Source organism: Gaoshiqia sp. US2, assembly GCF_059705485.1.
In genome coordinates, this window is record NZ_AP048550.1 from 3742898 (window position 1) to 3760980 (window position 18083).

Annotated in this window: 6 protein-coding genes; all 6 read right to left on the bottom strand. The window is 44.4% G+C overall.

Features of this window, described 5'->3' with window-relative positions; genetic code table 11:
* Positions 1-27: 27 nt before the first annotated feature.
* The 6 genes from AC6H3C_RS15080 to AC6H3C_RS15105 all read right to left on the bottom strand — a co-directional run bounded on the left by AC6H3C_RS15080 (position 28) and on the right by AC6H3C_RS15105 (position 17918).
* On the bottom strand, positions 28-2931 hold the full coding sequence (locus tag AC6H3C_RS15080; RefSeq protein WP_497516231.1) for a SusC/RagA family TonB-linked outer membrane protein: 2904 nt from the start codon (positions 2929-2931) through the stop codon (positions 28-30).
* A 44-nt stretch (positions 2932-2975) separates the two neighbouring features.
* Complete coding sequence (locus AC6H3C_RS15085; RefSeq protein WP_497516232.1) at positions 2976-4907, bottom strand: RagB/SusD family nutrient uptake outer membrane protein; 1932 nt, start codon at positions 4905-4907, stop codon at positions 2976-2978.
* A gap of 11 nt (positions 4908-4918) precedes the next feature.
* Entirely contained in the window at positions 4919-8077 is a 3159-nt protein-coding gene (locus AC6H3C_RS15090; protein ID WP_497516233.1) for a SusC/RagA family TonB-linked outer membrane protein, read from the bottom strand.
* 223 nt (positions 8078-8300) lie between these two features.
* Positions 8301-10046 (bottom strand): glycoside hydrolase family 43 protein, encoded by a 1746-nt coding sequence (locus AC6H3C_RS15095; RefSeq protein ID WP_497516234.1) that lies wholly within the window; start codon positions 10044-10046, stop codon positions 8301-8303.
* 332 nt (positions 10047-10378) lie between these two features.
* Positions 10379-14290, bottom strand: a complete 3912-nt coding sequence (locus tag AC6H3C_RS15100) for a hybrid sensor histidine kinase/response regulator transcription factor (protein WP_497516235.1) — start codon at positions 14288-14290, stop codon at positions 10379-10381.
* Between the two features lie 145 nt (positions 14291-14435).
* A complete protein-coding gene (locus AC6H3C_RS15105; RefSeq protein ID WP_497516236.1) occupies positions 14436-17918 on the bottom strand; it encodes a family 43 glycosylhydrolase in 3483 nt (1160 codons plus the stop codon).
* Between the last annotated feature and the right edge of the window lie 165 nt (positions 17919-18083).

Sequence of the window (18083 nt, forward strand, 5' to 3'; positions counted from 1 at the left end):
ACTTATTCCTATTGTATTACTCGTTGGTTAGAATACGGCTTTTACACCGATGTTAAAGAATCGCGTTTGAGGAGCGCTTGTCGTGTTCATTTCCAGGATTTCACGTTCTTTGGAAAGGGTCAACAAGTTCGCACCACTAACGTAGGTCGAGATTTCTTTGAAAAGGAAATTCTGCAACAGGTTTTTCGGTAGATCATAAGTAACCTGAACTTTCTCCAGATTAAACCGGTCGGTTTTATAGATCCAGAAATCAGATGCACGGAAGTTGTTGCTTCCGCTTTCAGTAGTCAAACGAGGGTAAGTGGCTGTTGCTTTTGTACCCTCGGTCCAGCGATCACGTACTACTTCAGAGTATTTCCGATCACCGTAAACCCAGTGGTAAGAATTGTCCTTCATGGCATAAGCTCCAAAATTACCGGTGCCTAAGGCAAAGAAGGTGAAGTTTTTCCATTTGGCAGTCAGGTTTACACCCATCGTGAAAGGTGCTCCGCTCCATCCGCCGCGGCCCAGGTAAACGACATCTTTATCGTCGATCACATCATCATCATTTTGATTTACATATTTGATATCCCCAGGCTTTACGGTACCACCGAATTTCTGTTCCGGAGAACTGTCAATTTCGTCCTGGCTTTGGAACAAGCCTTCGGTCTGTAGTCCCCAGATACCATCAATAGGACGTCCTTCTCTTTTTTGGTAATCGTAATCATAAATTTGGTCGCGTTGTGTAGCCTTGGTGGTATAATAAGTGCCGCCAACGCCCAACGAGAAGTCAACTTCGCCAATTTGCTTGTTGTACGTAACGTTGAAGTCGAAACCGGTTCGTTTATCGTTGTTGAAGTTTACGATTGGGATAAACGATGCCGTCGGGTAATAAGTGAAGAAATACTCCGGATAGAGTGTTGATGGTTCAATAAGTAATCCCTCCATCGTATTGATAAAGAAAGATGTATTGACCGTGAAGAGTTTTTCCCAAAGCGAAGCCCGAACATTGGCAGCAAATTCTTTCCGCTTGATGAATGTCAAATCTTCATTGCTGCCTCGTTTCGAATTGGTTGAATGCTCTACGGCGCCATCATACCAGCCCCACCAGGCACCATCGGCCTGATCATATTTGGATGTATACAGGTAGTACTCAGCGCCTTCATATACGATATCCAAATCGGAATGCAGGATGCTACCCGAAGCGCTCAACACCAATTCATCAACTACCGAAGAGTTTGCCAGGAAATTCTCCTTGTTCAGCTTCCATCCAAACGTGAGCGAGGGAGAAAGCGCACTGCGATGGCCTGGGGCCAACTTAGCTGAATGAATGGCCGCAAGTCCAAAATCGGCGAAATATTTCCCTAAATAGTTATATCCCAACTGTAAGCCAAGGTTCGCATTGCTGGTGCGGTGGTACATTTCGGATTGTGTTTGCTGATAACCGGCTGCTATCAACATGGCATTGAAGTAATGAGCATTGTTAATAGCAGATTCGTACTTAAGATACCCGGAAAACGCGATGGTTTGCCGGCTGGTACTACCACTGATATTCTGCACACCCGATTTTTCGTCATTCCTAAACTTCGTCAATCCGGCAATCACATCTGCGCCATTGTAGTTATACCACGAAGGGGCGTAAACCGCATAGGTGTTATTGTAGGATGTTGTGTATGAAGTCGCGTAATCTACAGCAAACTGGGTGTGAAAAGTGAGACCTTTCAGCACACTGGCCAAATCGAAATTAATACCCGTATCAAACTGGAACTGACGACTGGTCCATTTACTGTAACCTCCGGCATAGTAGTCAGCAAACACATTGGTCATATCCACCTGGGTACCTCCCATAAAATATTGACCACCAATCAGGTTGTTACTACTGTTGATCATACTCCATGAGGCCAGATCATTCGGGGCGATATAACTTAAGGGGATCAAGGGAGCGACACGATTCGGACGCATAGTAGTAGCATACGTCCAATAATTGTCTATATTATTATCATCGTCATAATCATTATTGTCATTAGGATCCGGGTCACTGTCAGTAGCATTAGCGCTCCTTGCATTATAAAAAGTGGCATTGGCGTTGATATAGGCACTGATGAAGTCATTTATGTTCAGGTCGATATTACCGCGAATATTCAACCGGTTAACATTGTTATCTTTCGCTTCTCCAAAATCAAAGACATCTCCCTGAGTGTAATACCCGATATTTGAATAGAAACGGGCACGGTTGTTTCCGCCTGTAATCTCTGTTGTTACATCGGTACGGTTGTACGCTTTCTTCAGATAGTCGGATGAATAGAAATCGACATCGGGATAGCGATAGGGATTGGTTCCGGAAGCATGATTGTAAATAGCCTCATTGCTGTATGAAAGCGATAAACCGTCGTTCGTACGGGCCTCGTTATAAAGCGTCATATATTCGGCTGAACCTAAATACTCAGGATAGCTCTTTGAAACGAGATAACCGGTATTGGCGCGAACATTGATTTTCAGGGGTTCCAATTTACCTCTTTTCGTAGAAATGTAAACTACTCCTTTTGCAGCGCGGCTGCCATAAAGCACAACGGAAGAAGCTCCTTTCAAAAAAGTGATCTCCTTAATTTCAGTTGGCAACACATTATTGGCATCACGAGGGACACCGTCAATCAATACCAAATAATCACCCATACCCCACAAGGAGTTTCCGGTCCAACCGCCGATATACCCTTGCAGATTATCCAAACTATAGGTATTATAATTCTTCTTTGTCAATTCTTCCATGTTGATAACAGAAACTCCTCCCAACAGGTCACTTTGTGCTACCTTACGGTATGATACCTGCACCAATGGGTCTTTAGCAGTAATTAGCGAATCAGTTTCATTTCCTGCAACGGTCTGTGCCTCCATCAGAAATGGAAAGAAAACAAACATTGCAAATAAAATGAATCGTGTTTGTATATGTTTCATTGCTTATTCATTTATAATTACACAATACTTTAACTCAATTTGGATTACCACCCCGGGTTCTGTCCGAATTCCGGGTACATGGATGTATCGGAAATCTTCAGAGGAAACCAATAGTGTTTGGCACCAAACTGACGTGTTAAAATAACTTCTTCCCTAAAGTTGGCCACCCGGGCATCTCTGGGATCATTTTCCGTGAAGAAGTCAACATTTTCTACCCGGTCAAACTCCTGAGAGGTTTTCACATTGTACGGATACTCTGTCAACAGCAGCCAACGTTGCAAGTCGCAAAAACGAAACCCTTCGAACGATAACTCCACCGCACGTTCCCGCCGCACTTCGTCAATGAATTTTGTCCGATCAGCAGTGTATTTGGCGTTCACATGCCCTGCGCCCACACGGTCGCGTAGTGTGTTGATGGCTTCTTCAGCCGTTTTGGAAAAATTAGAGGATTTACCGGCAGCACCCCCGAATGCAGCACAGGCTTCGGCGTACATGGTATAAACATCACCTAAGCGCATGTAAGGCAGATAAGTATGCAGGTTAAAACTCCAGTTGTATGCCCCGTCATATTTATTAGCCGTATGCGGAACCAACTTCTGGATAAAATAACCCGTACGGCTGCCATCAGCAGCATTTCTCATGGTTCCACCCGAATGAAGACCGGTATAGCGTAAATATTCCATATCGGAAGGCATCGTTGAATTAATGTACTTAAAGCCATCAAATACAATATCGTGATAAAAGCGCGGGTCACGGTCCCTGAAAGGATATTCGGGATTAAAGCCGGATTCCGGATCATTCAAAGGCAGGCCGTTGGCCATTCCGTAGTTTTTCACATAGTTGGCCGTTGGGTGGTGGATAATGTTATCATGTTCCACAAGACCTTTAACCTTTGGACCGAACGTTTTCGTTGTATTCCAGTTACTGCCGTTATAATCGGTTGAAGGGCCACGAAAAATAGCTTCTGTTGATCCCGGCATTAACCAGTTTTGCCCGGTAGTATAAAATATATCGCTATACTTCGACGTTGCACTGCTGGTTTTTTTATGATTATACACATCGTCATAATCAAATTCAACCAATGCATACTGTGTTTGACCACTTTCAACCAGATTCAACAACTCACCGAAGGCATTGGCGGCCTTCCGGCAATAGTCCTCATCGTAGTTGTAGGTTAGGGCACCACCGGTTTGGGCGCCATTTTTCATCAACGGACTGCCCGCCCACAGAAAATTTTTGCCTAAATAACCCAATGCCATAATCTTGTTTGCTCGTAGCTGATTCTTGCCCAACGTGTTCTTACCCACTGTCGTTTTATCCCAGTCAATGGGCAATAAATCGGCAGCTTTCGCAAAATCGGCTCCGGCCTTGTCGGCACATTCCTGATAATTCAAGCGTGGCAGCGTTGGTTTTTCACCGGAAGGCAATACCTCATCAACATAAGGTAACCCACCAAAATACTGCATCATTTCGAAGTGCCACCAGGCCCTGAAGAAATATAACTGGCCTGCAATAATATTCTTTTCCTCAGGAGTCGCCACCACCAGTTTGTCCAGGTTGGCAAGTCCCATATTGGCCTTACGAATGGCGTACCAGGCATGCGCCCACAAACCATGTCGGAATTTATCGGTTGACGTAGGATCGGCGTTGTCATCGTCCAGCCAAATACTTGATGAGTTTTGCCAGGCCCAAAAGTTACCAATATCAACCTGGTTGGTCATGTGCCAGCTTCCTTCCAGGTTAAACAGCTCATCATCTCCCCAGTTCCAGGAAGTCGTCCAGTATTTTTTTTCTTTATCCGGGATACAATTATAGATTTCCTCGATAAAGCCCTGAAAATTTGTAAAATTCTGAAAGGCCACCTCCTCCGAGATGATCGATTCGGGCTCCTTTTCCAAATAATCTTCACAGGAAAAAAGCCCCAACGTCACGGACAGCAAACTGCCCCATAAAAGAGTCTTATATATCTGTTTCATAGTTTTCAATGTTAAAATGTAAATCTGACACCCAAATTGTAACGTTTCATTGTAGGATAAGCACCCTGGCCACCACCACCTGCGAAATTGGATTCACGGTCGTCCGGCATTTTTGATTTTACCCAGAGGTTGTTACCATTAACGAAGACCTTCAAAGCGCTCAGCCCGATCGTCTTGACCCAGTTCGTATCGAACATGTAGGCTAATTCAGCATTTTTCAAACGGATATACGAACCGTCAAACAAGTATTGGGTCCCGTTATTATAACTCGGACGGGATAACCAACGGGGCACAGTTACATCTGCACCGGGATTGTCAATTGACCACCAGGTACCCATATCATAAACGGTGTTCAGTTGACTGCCGAAACTGGTGAGCGTTACTTCGCGGGTGACGTTACTAACGCCGTAAAATTGCACAAAGGCACTCCACCCTTTCCATTCGAAACCTACCGTGCTGTTATAGGTATTTTGCGGAGCAGAAGAATAACCGTAAGGAATCCGGTCTTTCGCATCAACAACACCATCGCCGTTAAAATCAATGATATAGTAATCGCCCGGCACTTTATACCCATCATTTGTATCATGCGCAGGACTACCGTAAAGGGCATCGTACGTGTTGATATAGCCGGCATCTACATATGTTCTGGTTTGATTGATACTGTAACCTGCTTGTTTGCGGTAGTCCTCATACAAAGCCGGATCATCCCTTTCGAGGATTTCATTTTTCGCATGGGTCATGCTCATTTCTGCCCACAAGCGCAAACCGTTCGACAACTGCTTTTTGAAACGCAACTCAATTTCATAACCTTCGGTACGCACTTTACCCAAGTTGGCCGTAGGAGGCGTGGCACCATAATAAGAAGAAACGGCACGGTCGGTACCTTTCACCAGGATATCGACACGGTTATCGCGGAAGTATTCAACGCTACCGGCAAACAAACCATCCAGGAACGCGTAGTCGGCGCCAAGGTTGAATTTCCTCACGGTCTCCCATCGTACATCGGGGTTACCAACAGCAGATTCCCGGTACCAGGTATAGGGGCTGGTCCCATGGTTCAAATCAAGGGAAGAGTTTCCGCCGTAAGCCCATTGAGTCATGTATAAGAAACGGTCGCCGTAATCGTCACCGATCTCCCCGTAAGATGCTCTGATTTTTAACATATCCAGAAACCGGAGGGACTGCATGAAAGATTCTTCAGAAACCATCCAGCCGATAGCGCCTGAATTGAAAAATGCAAACCGATAATCTTTACTGAACTTCTCGGAACCGTTATAGGCGCCATTATATTCCAAAAAGTACTTGGAGGCATAATCATAGGTTGTACGGAAAGCCCAGTCCTCGCGATAGGTAGGAATCATGCTACCGCGCGCCTGCTCTTTGCGGCTGAACAATCCCATAGCAGTAATGCTATGCTTTCCAAAGTCACGCACCCAGTTTAACTGAAGCTGATAGTCGAGGTTACGCTGAGTTGACCAGTTTTGAACGGTACCACCGGAAATATTCCACAATACTCCCTGCATGAAATCGAATTTGTTATTATTCTCAAATTCTTTCTTATAGGTAGCAATACCGGTTTCCGGGTCAATCCATTTTTGCTGTGCATCGTTATAGAGGTCATTCACCCCCCGGTTATATTCTACAAAAGTGTTATCCCAAGCTATCGTTCCCCTAAAATTCAACCCATTTGTAATAAAATCCAATTTTTGTTCTAAAATGAAGTCAGTATTAATGCGCGTGTTGGTAGTGGTCATCACCCCGGCCAGCGCCAGGTTAGCAGCCGAGTTGGTCACATTCGAAATATTGGGATAAAACCCCCAGGAACCATCTGCATATTGTGGCAGGAACACATCGGGAGCAATATTATAAGCGCCGGCCCATTGCTGAGCCACTGCCCAATCGGATGAATTCGTTTGGTTCCAAGGGCTCTTTTTGGCTCCGCTCGAACCGGAAAGGTTAAGCTTAAACAAGGTTGTTTTTGTCAATTGAAAGTCCAGGTTGCTGCGCACATTGATCCGATTGTAGCCATATCCCGACTGATAGTCACGTCCATTATCGAAGATTCGGAAAAGGTCCCCTTCGTGTGCAAAGTCGGCCGAAGTAAAATATTTCACGAACTTGGTTCCACCTGAGACATTGACGTTCGCATTGTACGACATGGCGTAATCCTTGAAAAGTACATCCTGCCAATCCACGTTCGGATAGCGTTCAGATTCTTCCAGGTTGGCCGGATAACGGTATTTGTTAATAATATCTTGTGGCATAATGTATTCCCAGGAGTCCGGATAAACGCCTAGTTCATGTTCGATGGCGATATTACGCGCCATAAGCGCATCATAAGAATCTAACTTATTCGGCAACTTTGATGGGGCTTTTACAGTCATGTTAGCCGATACATCAATCCGTGCTGCACCTTCTTTACCACGTTTTGTTGTAATAAGAATGACACCGTTGGCACCTTTAACACCATAAACTGCTGTTGCTGATGCATCCTTCAACACCGAAACGGATTGCACAGAACTGACATCCACACTGCTCATCGGACGTTCCACACCGTCGACCAATACAAGCGGTTCACTATTGTTCCACGAACTGGCAGAACGAATCAATATCATTGGATCTTCTTCGCCGGGCAAACCAGAACTGGAAATGGTGATGACACCCGGAAGGTTACCGGTAAGCGCAGACCCAATATTGGTAATACCCGCCGCACGCTCCAACACTTCACCCGTGGTTTGTGTGATGGCACCTACAACGCTTTCTTTTTTCTGCTGACCATATCCAACAATGACAGTCTCTCCCAGTTCCACGCTTGATTCTTTTAATGTAACTGTAATATTGTCCTTACCGGTTACATTCATTTCCCGCGTTTCCATCCCAATGAATGAGACAACAATAACCTGTTTACCCGCTGGGATACTCAGGGTAAATGTTCCGTTCACATCCGTTCCAGTGCCTACACCTGGAACGCCCTTGATGGTTACGGTAGCTCCAATAACCGGATTGTCCAGTTCATCCAATACCTTCCCTGTTAACAGTTTGGCATCCTGAGCAAAGCCTGACAGAGAAATCAAAACAACCCACAAAAGCGCAAAGCTTTTTAACAGGCCAACCCTTACATTCACCAATAAGGATCTTTTTTGAGATAAGAAATTAAATGTTTGTTTCATTACGTTCTCAAATTAAATTGATAAAAAGTTCTAAATTCCTGAAGGACTACAATTACCCATACCAATGACAATCAAGAACATACTCCCTCCATAATCAGTAAGAACACCGACAGAGAGGGAATGAAATACGGACATCTTTCTTAAACGATTTTTAGTCATAAGTTCATAATTTAGTAGTTAATACTTTACATTTTCATAGATCACTATTCAAATAGTTGGTTCATTAATTATTGAATTCATAAGATTTGCTGGTAGCATACAAACCAATCGTGGTTCCGGTAAACCCAAAGGATTGGGCAGTTGAGAGATAGTATGCCTCCACGCCTTCGGACAGCAATTTCCATTTGCCGCCATCTGTCATATAGTAAAAGCTGAAATGGGTTCCTGTTGAAGTAACTTTTAGATCGATGGGGCCATTCGTAGTAGCCACAGGCTGAAAAGCCAACGTTTCAACCCCATCGGCTTTTATCTTTTTCAGGCTGATTTGCAACTGATTCCCGTCTCTCCCAACGGCCATGAAGTATTGATGACTTTCATCTTTGTACAGCAACATTCCTGCTAATTCGGTATCGGATTGGGGCCTGAAATACATGCTGGTCGCGCATTCAAATTTGTGGTGCTGTAAGCGCCGCCCAACAAAGGCTGGTGTTTTCAACTCATTCGACGCCACATCGGCACACTTCAGGGTTAAAAATCCCGGGTTATCATTCAGGGAATACAGGTCGGTGCCCGGGCCACGCAAGGTGATCCATTCCATCCCCGGTTCCGGCGTATCGAAATCATCGTTTTTATCAAAGTTCCCGAAAGTGGTGTTGGCCTCTCTTTTCACCCCATCCATCCGGATGATTCCCGGTATGACTTCGTCGCCCTTGGTCATGTATGGGAAGCCATCCTGACTCCAGCGAACAGGCATTAGAAATGTTTCGCGCCCCAGGTTTTCAAATTGATTGTCAATCGGACGGCAGGCCAGGAAAACCGACCACCATTGCCCGTTATCTTTTTGAATCAGATCGGCATGCCCGGCACAGGTAACCGGCAGCGAACGGCTGGTCTCGAGATGCAACTGGGTAAGAATCGGATTTTTATCCCAGGGACTGAATTTACCCATCGGCGAATCACTCCTGAAAATTACTTCGCGGTGATCTACCGAAGTTCCTCCTTCGGCACACATCAGGTAATAATTCCCTTTTATTTTGTATAGATGAGGCCCTTCGATCCAAATGGGCTTCTCTCTCAAATTAACCCCGCCATTGACAAGCATCACGCTCGGACCAAAGGTTTTTTCTGTTTCCACATCAAACCGGACAATACGAATGGCCCGGTGCCCTTCATAATCTGAACCGCCATCCGGCACATCGTTATTGACAATATAGGCCTTGCCGTCATCGTCGAAAAAGAAAGAAGGATCGATACCTCCTACTTCGGGCAACCAAACCGGATCAGTCCAAGGGCCAAAAGGATCTTTAGTTTTCACAAAGAAATTGCCCCGACGGATATTGGTGGTAATTATGTACCAGGTTTGGTTGTGCGGGTTGTAACTGATGGCCGGAGCAAAAATGCCTTCACTGGTTCGCTGTCTGTCGAGCGGCAACTGCCCGGGCCGGTTGAGCACATGGCCAATTTGTTCCCAGTTAAGCATATCGGTGCTGTGAAAAAGGGGTACCCCCGGAAAATAGGAGAATGTAGAAGTAACCAGAAAATAATCTTTCCCGTTGGTACAAACGCTTGGATCAGAATACCAACCCGGCAGGATCGGATTGTAAAAATAATCATCACCTGGCAAAGGATTTTCCCGGTAAAAGTCATCGTCGCCCCTATAAGTGAAATAGTCGAAATGTGCAACCAGACTATCAGAAGTAAAATCTGGTATCTCTGCCCTGGCTCCAGAGGTGCAGGAAAAAAAGCGAACAGATAAAGCTGATAACAAAACAACTCCACAAATCATTGAAATGGAGAAATTACTCTTCATTTTATTTTAATCGTTTAGGTGAATAGCTAGATTACTCTTATGTGAGAATCTCACCAGTTCAGCATTGAAAAGGCTTTTTACTTTCTCACAAATCAAAAGTAAACGGAGCTATCGGTGATGACTTCTAAATTTGGATATTTGATTTTCAATTTTGGATACAATTCAGAACGGAACAGAACAGCCATTGATTAACAACAACTTACATCCAATAATATTTAAGATTGAATTGACCGGTCAGGGAACAGACCGGCGCCCATACCCAGGTTAAAAAATAAATAGACCGGGTGTGTTCTTGCTTTAGAACCACCGCTGGGTCTAAATGAAGCTGCTATTTAATCAATTTGAGTCGGCGATTTGCCGTAGTGCTTTCGGAAGACTGTACCGAAATACCCAACGCTGGCAAATCCGCAAAGTTCGCTGACCTCGGTAATGGAATACTTTTTTGTATGCAATAATTCCAGTGCATGATCCAATCGTACCGATTTGATAAAATCTGTTGGAGACTGATCGGTCAATAATTTAATCTTCTTATACAAAAGCGAAGGACTAACATTCATGGCCGATGCAAAATCGTTCTTGGAAAATTGAGTATTTTCCAGGTTTTCCCGGACAACAGTAACCATTTTTTTCAGAAATTTATCATTCAAAGCATTATCCACGATGGGCTCATCCTCATTCATCTTAATTATTTTCAATGCCTTACCTCTCACAACTTCGCGATTCTGAATAATGGTGCGGATCCGTTGTTGAAGCAAGGTGACATCGAAAGGTTTTGTTAAATAATCATCAGCGCCAAGTCCTAAGCCCTTCAATTGCTGTGCTTTTCCTGATAAAGATGTCAGCAAAATAATTGGTATATGCGAAGTCTCGTAGGTTGATTTTAGTTTGCTGCATAATTCAAAGCCATCCATATTCTGCATCATAATATCCGAAACCACCAGGTCGGGTAACTCTTTCTGGATTAGGTCCCATGCCTCTTGTCCGTCTTCGGCCAATGAAATCTGAAACAGCGGATCCATAGCTGATCTTAAAAACTCACGCAGGTAATCATGGTCCTCAACGATTAATACCTTCATTTTTAGATTGGCTCCAGACTCAGTCTCAGGAAACATGGCCGATTGAAGTTCCTTTTTCCGGGACAAAGGTTGAACGACCTTTTCATCCGGTGATTTTTTTCTTATTTCAACTTCATCAATCCGCTTTACAGGCAAAATAACCTGAAAGGTTGATCCTACATTTTCCTGGCTGAAGCAACTAATTTTTCCATCGTGCAAATTCACATAGTTTTTCACCAGCAGCAAGCCGATTCCCGACCCCACAATTTTTGAGTTTACGGCATTATCGCCCCGGTAATATTCATGAAATAATCGCCGTTGTACTTTTTTACTGATGCCAATTCCCTGGTCCTTCACTTCCAAAATCCATTTATTTGAAAAGCATTGCAAGTCAACCTGCACCGGCCTGTTGGGATAGGAATATTTAATCGCATTGGAAATCAGGTTGTCAACTATCTTTTCAATCATGGATTCGTCCATGGCAGTCACAAATTTAGAAAAGTTAGTGGTAAACCTTAATTCGATATTCTTATGATTGGCGTATGATTCAAACATCATGACCCGGTTCCCAATGATCTGAACAATATCGACCATTGATAATGAAAGCTTTTCCTTCCCAATGTCAACTTTCTGAAAATCCATCAGTTGAGTAACCACCTTTGACAAACGTTGCGCTTGTTCGGTTGCCCAGTGTAAATATTGCAGTCCCTTTGGGGATAGCCCGGGCTCTTTATTTAATTCCTCAATCGGTCCGCTAATTAGGGTTAACGAGGTCCTGATGTCGTGAGCCGTATTCGCAAAAAAACGGATTTTGTCTTCTGAATGCTGTTTTTTCAGGCGGTCAATATAATAGGAAAACAAGAAAACACCCAGTCCAATGATAAAAGTTAAAATCAATATTTTAAACCACCATTCTTCCCAAACCGGTGGAATGATGTGCAGGGTGATGGTTCGTTCGGCAATCAGGGTGGTTAGGGAACTGTCAATCATCCGGATCTGAAGGGAATACGTTCCACTGGGAATGTTGGAATAAGACAAAATCCGGTTGTTGGCTGGTTTGCTCCATTCCTGGTCCAGGCCTTCGAGCTTCCATGAGAACCGGGAGCCTGGCGATGTAACACCGAGGGGGATCAATTCAAGACTGACTGTATTCTGATAATATTTAAGAGACAGTTCCTGCAAACTGTCCAAAGGATGTTCGAGCTGAATGTTGGAGGATTCGCGGATTGATCGCCCGGAAACCGTGAGGTCCTGATAAAAAATCTTTCCTTCGTCCTGTTTGGGTTGTATTTCATCCGGGTTAAAAATCACGGCTCCAGAATTGGTCCCCCAGATCAACTTACCATTCCGAAGAGTAAAATGGGCGTTTTGGTTGAAGGAAATGTTGCTAAGATCTGGTAACGAATTGAAAGTCAAAACGGTATTCTCCTTTTCATCTAACCGGCATAGACCTTGTTCCGTCCCGATCCAAAAGTATCCGTTCGAAAACACGATGCTGTTGACAAAATTCGAGGGCAATCCTGAATCGACCGAATAACTGCGTATCATCTTACTTTTCAAATCATACCGAATAAGCCCGTCACCGCTGGTACAAAGCCAAACCACATCGCTTTTCAAAAAAATATCCTGCACCAGATAACCTTCGACTAAAGTTTCGGTATGCCCGCTTTTTTTATCAAACAGCAACAAACCATAGGTGGTACCAATCAAAAGCTTATCCGGGCCCAAATCCACCATCGCTTTTAGCGTAAAGTTTTTAAACGATCTGAAGCTGTTTTTAGCAGGGTGGTAACAAATTAAGTCGCCGCGAACACCTCCCATCCAAATATCACCACGGGCATCCCTGTAAATATCAAAGATGAAATTGCAGTCAAACTCTCCTGCGCTTACATCCTGACTGTAATGGGCCAACTCATTCCCTGTTTTACGATCCAATAAATAAACCCCGGAAGAATAGGTGCCGGCCCAAATGCGTCCCTGATCGTCCTCACACAAGGACAAAAAAACCTGGGCATGTTCTTTTTTATTGTGGTAGAAAGATTTCCAGCGATTGGCAGCGACATTCCAGTAACTGATCCCATTGTTGGTTGCAAACCAAAGATTCCCGGTTACATCTTCCAAAACACAGTTTACCTCATTATTAATCAACGAATTGGGATTATTAGCGACATGATTAATCCTGGTCACAATCGGGTTTGCCTGATCAAAATAAGAAACTCCGCCACTGTAAGTACACACCCACACACGATCATTCTGATCGCAATAAATATCATAGACCCCGTTACCTTTCAATGAATTTGGATTATCCGAGTCCTCTTTGAAGATATTTAATATCTTTCGTTCATCCTTATTGATCTCCCAGATACCTTGCCCGTCAACACCGATCAACATGGTTGAATCAGAATTGACCTCGATTGCCAGAATCGGTTGGTTCGGAATTTCAGCAACCGGGGACAATCTTAAATTTCCACTCTGGTCCGTCAGGTAAAAAAGTCCGTCAGCCAAGGTACCTATCCAAAGTGTATTTGACTTATAATCGAAAAATAAATTCGAAATATAATAATTTCGTCCTTCGGCGTAACGGAAATAATCGTGAGACGAAAAGTCCAGTGTGTTGTAAAGCCTGATCTGTCCGTCAATGGCATAAAAAAATCGGGTTGCATCAAACCATTCCAGGTAGTGGATGTTTTCGGTCTGAGCCAGTGATTTCAATCCGGTTCTCCGATCATAGCCGTACATCCCAAAAGAAGACGACATCCATAATCTCCCCTGTCCGTCAACAAGAAGCCGGGTGACTAAAATATACGGATTTCGCAATTCTCTCCGGAGATTTACAACCATCTCAAAATTATCGGAAATTGTATTGTATTTAAAAATTTGCCCATTGTTGGTATATGCATATAAAATACGATCCCGGTAAACAAGCCGAACGGTAAGAATATCTGCAGTTTCGTACGGCAACTGATAAATCCGGATGTCATCCTCCGTGTAACGGACAACCCCCATCTTTGATGAGATCCAAATAAAACCATCTTCATCGCTGCAAACCTGGTTGGTTTCACGGATAGAAATTTCATATTTGTCATTCAGGTTATAAAACTGAACGTTATTGACTCCACGGGCCAAAAACGCAACGGTATTCAGTAAAAGGACGATACCGGCAATAAGGATATTGAACTTCAAATTCATAAATGGGGTCAGGTTTTCATTCCATAAAACGATAACAAAACAATTAAAATATTGCCAACCCAGCAATTATTTAAGCATGATTATGATGAGCGTCTCCTTACTTTTTGCCTCTTCCCTCAAAACGTCAGAAAGAAACCTGCCAAAATTAATACCCAAACCCACACTCAAAAACTTTTTGCCTACCGACAATATATATTCCGGCCCGAAGCCCTTTTGTTGCATTTTCGCGGGTCACCTTTGAACGAAGTTTGACTCCCATAACAGAATATACATCGACCAATTCCGGTTCGTCGTTGTCTCCTGCGGAAGGTTCTTCATTTTCCCCGGCAGAGGGTTCTTCCTCTTCGGTTGGGATGTTCTCATCTGCCGCGTTGGTCAAATAAACATCGTCAATGGAAATAGAACAATTCCCGTAAGACCAAAATCCAATGATATAAAGGTGCGAAGGGTCAATGTTGGCATTTGCGCCGTTAAGCATCGTATGCAGGGAAACCACCAGATCGGTTTTGTTCTCCAGGTCGTAGGCGGCAGGGGCGCTCCAGTAATTGTTTGAGTCGAACAGGCGGAACGAAGCGCCACAGGCACCGGGGCTAGCCAACTTTACGATCAGGTATTTATAGTCTGACAGATCGATTCCGGTGCTGTACTCCCATCCGCCAAAACCATACTGACCGGTTACCAGGGTTTTTGTCAATTCATCAAAAGTGCCGCTGGCCCAAATGGAAGGGTTAAACAGCTTGTTGGTCAGCGGAAAAGTTGACGCCGTCACTTTGAACTCACGGGAAACCGGGTTCCCCAGGCCTCCCTGATAGGTTACAGTAACGGTTACTTCTCCGTCGGCTTTGGCCATGATGTTTCCGTTGACAATTTGAATGATTTCGGGGCTAGGATTATGGTAGGTAGCGCCGATAGAAACATCTTCCGTGTGTCCGTCGGCATAAACGGCTTTAACAGATAAACTGGCTGTACTGCCGGTTAGCAGTTCCACATCGCCCCCTTCAATGATCAGGTCCGTTAACGTCAGCGATTCTTCGCTGTATCCTTCAAAGTAATCATCGTAAAACATTTCCTCAGAATAAAATTCCTCGGTCGAAAACCAGTCAACATCAACATAACCGCCGGTTTGAACCGTTGCAAAATTGAAGATGCAAAACTTGTTTCCGGTAAACACCGAAAGGTTGAATTTCATATCCAAATCCGTTCCAAATTTCGTGTATGTTTCATTATCCAGGCTGAAATAAAAGCTGGCCTTGCTGGTGTTGTAACTTGCCACAGCACGCAGATAGACTTCGGAGTCTTCAATTGCTTCCCCGGCAATCAATGTGCCGTCATTCATCATCACCAATACTTTTTGTCCGTCAACTACCTTGACCCCAACATAAGCATACGGATCCTGGAAAACGGCCAATCCGGCCACATCGCCTTCCTGCATATTTTCGATATCAACTTTGATGGTACCAAAAGAATTGGCCAAATCGGAAGGGTATCCAAAAATCCGCTGGGTCAACGTATTTCGGGCTTCGGATAAATCGGTTACCACACTTACTGTTTTTAGCCGTAGGTAATCCGGACGCTCAGTCAACGACCATTTCGTATGATCCGGGTTGTGGTTCCACCCCCATTGCATGCCCGGTTTATAGTTCCTGAAATTGTCGTTAGTCAGAAGAACTTTTACCGGATATTCCTGGCCAACATTGGGTTTGGTATAAGTGGTAACGCCCTTTCCGTCAACGCCAATCTCCGGCCAGCCATCCACCCAGGTTACCGGTTGAAGGTTGGGCAAACGTCCAAAAGCGCCTTTGTCGTAAAACATAACCGTCCACCATTCGCCTGTTTGGGTTTCCACCAAAGCGCCCTGATGGATATTGTCATCATCCAACAATAGTTTTTCTTCGTAAGGGCCGTAAATATTGGCCGAACGCAAAGCCACCTGGTAAGCCGGCCATCCGCCGTAGGTTGCATAAATGTAGTAGTACCCATTGATCTTGTACAAATGGCTGCCCTCCAATCCTTCTTTTACGGTATAACTGTAAACGTCCTGTTCGGAGCCGGGAATAACTAAAAAACCTTCATCCAGTTCAGCAATTTTAAGTGTATTAATCCCATAGACTACATAGGTTTTCCCATCATCATCGAAAAACAGGCCCGGGTCGTAAAAGGTACCGGCCAGTTTTTTCTTTTCCCAGGAACCCTCCGGATTGGTAGCCGTAAGCAGGTAACTGCCTTCATCCAGTGTTGTAAACAGCAGAAAATATGTGCCGTCGTTGTATTTCAGGCTGCTTGCCCATTGTCCGTGACTGTAACGGTTACATCCATCCAAATTGAAACAGGGTGACGATTCAATTTTTTCCAGCGGGTTGCTGCAATATTCCCAGTTTACCAGGTCATACGACTTCAGGATCGTGGCCCCGGGAAAAATATGCATGGTTGTAGAAACCATGTAATAGATATCGTCAACGCGAATGACATCCGGATCGTGGAAGTCGGCAAAAATCAGTGGGTTGGTATAGGTTCCATCGCCATTATCGCTGTGTGATTGGTATTGAAAATCGGGTCGCGGGTAGTTTTCACTGGCATACTCCTGATACCAATGATAAATTGGCCACGGACAAGCTTCCGGGTCATTCAGGAACGTGTAGGGCTGGCCGGGTTCGGGCACTTCGTCTTTAAACCGGGCCAGTAAATGAGGGCTTGTAAAAAGGAGCCAGCTTACATTGCCGGTTTCATCCATAATTTTTTTGAAATTAGCGCCAAAGCCATCGCCCCCCGCTGTTCCGGTGTAGCTTTTTCCCCAGGAAGAATCGTACTTTTCCGGGGCCCAATCCATTTCGGTGATCACGATGGGAGCAAAGTCAGCAACTGGTTTTACCTGTTCGTTCCACTCCTTCTTAAAAACGTCGTAACCATCGGCGCTGCCAAACCAACCGGGGTAAACATGCACTGCGTAGCCGATATTCTCACCTTCAATCGGGTTTAACGCAAAACCTTTGTATTGCGATTGGTATCCCGAACCCGGAATCCAGAGCACATTGTGAAAGCCGTTTTCGCGTATTTTATTGACGATTGGCTGGAAAATTTGTTTGAGGACATCAAAATGCGCCTGGGCATTGGAACCTTCGGTTCCATCGGCCAGGCGAATCCGAACCGGCTCATTGGCCAGCTCAAGCATGATTTCGTCGCTATTCCGTATTTTGGGATGTTTTGAAACGATGTCCCAAACCGTCATCAGGTATTGTGCATAGTTATAATTGTCTTCTGCCCCGATTACTTCAGGACAGACCCCGGGAGGACGAATGATCACATACAATCCTTTCGATGAGGCATATTCCGCCATTGGGACAAAAACTTCATCCAGGTATTTTTTGAACCGGTCTTCGTTAAAGCAATTCGGAAGTTCGTGGCCATCGGGCGTACAACCGGGCGTATTGCTCCAATAGGGATCCATGTGCAAACGCAAAAAGTTCATCTTCCAGCCGGCATCCAGGATATCATCAATCAAGCCTTGATTATAGGCCAAACAAGCATTCACATCATAATTGGTCCATTTGGTTCCCTGCTCGTTGAACCAGGGGCTATACGTCTGTGCAAAACCATGCAAATTGACCAAATTACCATGCGGGTCTTTCACCTGAATAATTCATAAACTTTAAAAAGGTGAATATTTGATTTTTTCAGCCGTGGGATTTAATAACCCATATGCTGAAAAGAAAATTTGTTGTCTGCGATTGTTTTCGATTGGTCATTTTAGAGGTTGGCCTGTTTAGTTTTAGACCAAAAATTGTGTGTATTTTCT

Excerpts from the sequence above, each read along its gene's own strand:
- AC6H3C_RS15085 (WP_497516232.1), bottom strand. The coding sequence starts at position 4,907 with ATGAAACAGATATATAAGACTCTTTTATGGGGCAGTTTGCTGTCCGTG.
- AC6H3C_RS15090 (WP_497516233.1), bottom strand. The coding sequence starts at position 8,077 with ATGAAACAAACATTTAATTTCTTATCTCAAAAAAGATCCTTATTGGTG.
- AC6H3C_RS15100 (WP_497516235.1), bottom strand. The coding sequence starts at position 14,290 with ATGAATTTGAAGTTCAATATCCTTATTGCCGGTATCGTCCTTTTACTG.
- AC6H3C_RS15080 (WP_497516231.1), bottom strand. The coding sequence starts at position 2,931 with ATGAAACATATACAAACACGATTCATTTTATTTGCAATGTTTGTTTTC.
- AC6H3C_RS15095 (WP_497516234.1), bottom strand. The coding sequence starts at position 10,046 with ATGAAGAGTAATTTCTCCATTTCAATGATTTGTGGAGTTGTTTTGTTA.